Source organism: Sphingobacterium shayense, assembly GCF_013179575.1.
Classification (GTDB): Bacteria; Bacteroidota; Bacteroidia; order Sphingobacteriales; family Sphingobacteriaceae; genus Sphingobacterium; species Sphingobacterium shayense.
On record NZ_JABMCQ010000252.1, the window covers coordinates 1 to 3,877 of the forward strand.

At 40.1% G+C, this 3,877-nt stretch carries 5 protein-coding genes; 1 reads left to right on the forward strand and 4 read right to left on the reverse strand.

The genetic code is table 11. The features are described 5' to 3' along the window. Positions 1-155: 155 nt before the first annotated feature. Positions 156-626, forward strand: coding sequence for an Lrp/AsnC ligand binding domain-containing protein (locus HP439_RS18205; RefSeq protein ID WP_172391755.1), 471 nt, complete (start codon positions 156-158; stop codon positions 624-626). 37 nt (positions 627-663) lie between these two features. Here HP439_RS18205 and HP439_RS18210 read toward each other — a convergent pair whose 3' ends face one another. The 4 genes from HP439_RS18210 to HP439_RS18225 all read right to left on the reverse strand — a co-directional run. Next, positions 664-1,731, reverse strand: a complete 1,068-nt coding sequence (locus tag HP439_RS18210) for a M20 family metallo-hydrolase (RefSeq protein ID WP_172391756.1) — start codon at positions 1,729-1,731, stop codon at positions 664-666. Further along, positions 1,724-2,524, reverse strand: a complete 801-nt coding sequence (proC, locus tag HP439_RS18215) for a pyrroline-5-carboxylate reductase (protein WP_172391757.1) — start codon at positions 2,522-2,524, stop codon at positions 1,724-1,726. The genes HP439_RS18210 and proC overlap by 8 nt, the downstream gene beginning before the upstream one ends. Before the next feature lie 9 nt (positions 2,525-2,533). Further along, the gene (gene argB / locus HP439_RS18220; protein WP_172391758.1) at positions 2,534-3,328 is read right to left on the reverse strand and encodes an acetylglutamate kinase; all 795 of its coding nucleotides are present in this window, start codon (positions 3,326-3,328) and stop codon (positions 2,534-2,536) included. Positions 3,329-3,346: 18 nt separating this feature from the next. Further along, positions 3,347-3,877: Rossmann-fold NAD(P)-binding domain-containing protein (locus HP439_RS18225; RefSeq protein ID WP_484592855.1), on the reverse strand; the 531-nt coding region annotated here is incomplete at its 5' end.

Sequence of the window (3,877 nt, forward strand, 5' to 3'; positions counted from 1 at the left end):
TTTTGAGGGAGTAACAATTTTTTAACAAAACTTTCACTTTTTTACCGTCTTGTTGAAACAAATATAGGAAATACCTGTGTTTTTATTAAATTTTTTTAAAAAAATACATACTTTGCAAATAAACAACGAAAAAACACACTTAAAATACCATTTTTATGGATAAAAAATACGCAAATTACGATTTAGACAATCTAGACATCCAAATTTTGTCTACTTTAATGGAAAATGCATCGATTCCTTACACAGAAATAGCAAAAAAACTTATTGTTTCCGGCGGAACCATCCATGTTCGGATGAAAAAAATGGAAGAATTAGGTATAATTAAAGGATCCGAGCTTATAATCAATCCTCAAAAGGTAGGTTTTGATATCACAGCCTTCCTAGGAATCTACTTGGAGAAGGGTTCCCAATATACCGATGCAGTAAAGCAGCTTCAGAAGATAAAAGAAGTTGTGGAATTACATTATTGTACTGGACAGTATAGTATGTTTGCTAAAATCGTTTGTCGTGACACTGCCCATTTACGCAAAGTTTTAAATGAAGATATTCAGGCTTTGACCGGAATACAGCGTACCGAGACAATAATTTCTCTAGAAGAGAGCATAAAACGTCAAATTACGCTATAGATAAAAAAAGTGACTGGTGCAGCAGTCACTTTTTTATCTATAGTATTTTATCAAGTAATTTGATATAGAACCGAATACCCTTTTCGAGTTCATCTAGAAAGATAAACTCATCTGCAGTATGTGACCTGGCAGAATCTCCAGGGCCAACCTTCACCGATGGAATCGGTAACAAGGCCTGGTCGCTCATGGTTGGACTTCCATACGTTCGGGAGCCCAAAAGTAAACCTGACTGAACAATTGGATGCTTTAAATCTATAGCAGAAGGATTCAGTCTGGTTGATCGTGGAATCACCTCAACTTGAACATGTTTTTTGATAATCTCCACAATTTCGAGATTATCATACACATCAGTAGTACGTACATCAACGACAAAAGTGCATACATCGGGGACAACATTATGTTGCGTTCCCGATTGAATCATGGTCACAGACATTTTAACCGGCCCTAAGTGAATAGATTCCTTCACAAATTCAAAATTTCGAAACCACTCGATTGCTTCAATAGCCTTGTATATGGCATTTTCACCTTCATCACGCGCAGCATGCCCAGAAATACCTGTCGCCTTGCAATCAAGTACCATCAAACCTTTTTCAGCAACAGCTAAATCCAATAACGTAGGTTCACCAACAATAGCAAATGACATTTCGCCGATAAGTGGGAATACCGCTTCAATTCCATTTTTTCCAGAAATCTCTTCTTCAGCTGACGTAAGCAGACAAATATCATACGCTAAATCCTGTTTATCATAAAAATACATGAAAGCCGCGATCAAGGACACCAAACATCCCCCTGCGTCGTTACTTCCTAGTCCAAATAACTTTCCATCTTCAACGACTGCAGCAAAAGGGTCCTTCGTATACCCAGCATTTGGCTTTACGGTATCGTGATGTGAATTTAATAAAATACAAGGTTTCCTATCATCTTTAAATTTATTGTACGCCCAAACATTATTTCCATGACGATGATATTCAACACCGCGCATTTTAAGGAAATGGCACAACAATTCCGCTGTGCCATGTTCCTCCCGACTAAATGAGGGAATACTGATAAGATCTTTTAATAACGACGTACTCGCATCAATTAAACCCACCAACCTATCATTCATTATATAATCCTCCTGCCTTTTTGGCGGACAACTTAATTCCTTTAATAAATGCAGAACTGAAACCGTTATGTTCCATTTCGTTCAAGCCTGCGATAGTACAGCCTTTTGGCGATGTCACTTTGTCGATCTCGCTTTCAGGATGATTTGATGTTTGTAATAAAAGGTCTGCCGCTCCTTTTGCTGTTTGCACAGCCATCTTCAACGCATCATGAGCATGGAAACCGATTTCTACCCCTCCTTGAGACGCTGCGCGAATGGCGCGAAGAAAAAAAGCGATTCCACAAGCACAAAGTGCTGTTGCCGAAGTCATTAAATCCTCTTGTATGGTAACCACAGATCCAACGGACTCAAAAAGTTTTTCTACTTGAGAAACGAAATCATCAGAGGCAGTATCACTCGCGATACAAGTCATTGACTGACCAATTGCTATTGCTGTGTTAGGCATTGCTCTAACAACGTTTTTATCTTCTCCGATCGCAGCTCTAATATCTTCACAAGTTACTCCAGAGACGACTGAAACGATAACCTGACGGGTATTCAACGATGCTTTAATATCATCCAACACACGTCGAAGTTGCTGTGGAAGTATCGCTAACACAACAATATCCGAAGCCAAAACGGCTTGAGGGTTGTTATCGCTAACTTGAAATCCCAATTCGGCCTCCAGCTGCAGAGAACTTAGGTTACGACGTGTTAGCATTATATCTGCAGCTGCGTACTGCCCGGATTTCACTAATCCTTTAGCGAGCGATAAGCCTATATTTCCGCTGCCAATAATTGTTATCTTACTCATAGATTTATCCTACTTTGATAATAAACATGTGCCAAATTCGCCTTGCTGATATAAATGCAGGTTTAAGGCGTTACCAATATATACATTTTTAACACCTCTACCAATAGCTTGAAATGCGTTCTCCAACTTCGGTATCATCCCTTCATATATCACCCCTGATTGCTTCAAACCTTCAAACTCGCCAGATCGAATCAAACGAATTACGGAACTGTCATCGTTAACGTCGCTAAGCACACCATTTTTCTCAAAACAATAGATCAAACGCGTTTCATATGTCTTGGACAACGCTATTGCGAGAGAGGACGCAATGGTATCGGCATTCGTATTTAGCAGTTGACCCAAGCCATTATGAGTAATCGCTGAAAAAACCGGGGTTAACCCCGCCTCTAAAATTTTTTTTATGCTTAGGGCATTAACAGAATCAGCAAGAATATCTCCCACAAACCCATAATCAACTTCACGAATGGGACGTCGAACAGCTTTTATTGTATTGGCATCAGCGCCACTCAAACCAATCGCGTCACAACCAAAACGTTGAAGCTGCGCAACGATATTTTTATTCGTTAAGCCTGCATAAACCATCGTCACAACGTCTAACATATCTTGATCAGTCACTCGTCGACCTTCCACCATTTGCGCCTCAATTCCTAAGCTAGCAGCAATACGCGTAGCTATTTTCCCTCCACCATGAACGAGGATTTTCTTTCCTTGCAATGCAGAAAACATTTCAAGAAAACTATCAAGGTTATTCGGGTTATCAATGACATTCCCGCCAATTTTAATTACATGCAACACACTACTCATCACCGAATCTTTATACCGTTATCTATCTAAATTTTCCAACATCCGCTTTAATACAACCTGTGCAGCCCATACTCGATTACTAGCCTCTTTGACCACCAACGAATTAGGACCATCAAGAATTTCCGAGGAAAGCTCCAAATCACGACGTACGGGTAAACAATGCATAACCTTAGCATTATTGGTCAGACGAAGCAGATCGTTGTCAAGCATCCAATTTTTACTGACGGGATAAACTTTTCCATATTCCTTAAATGAAGACCAATTCTTTACGTACACAAAATCAGCGCCTGTCAACGCATTTTCCAAATCATGTGTGATTATTGCCCCGTCAGTGAACTCCTCGCTTAGTTCGTAACCTTCTGGATGAGCAATTGTAAAATCAACCATATCCTGAGCCTGCGCCTTTGACATCCATTCCGCGAACGAATTAGGTACAGCCTGAGGAAGGGCCTTGACATGTGGAGCCCACGCGAGCACTACCTTTGGCTTTTCAACTGTTTTGTACTCGTTTATTGTTATAAGATCTGTAAGGCTTTGAAGAGGGTGGCG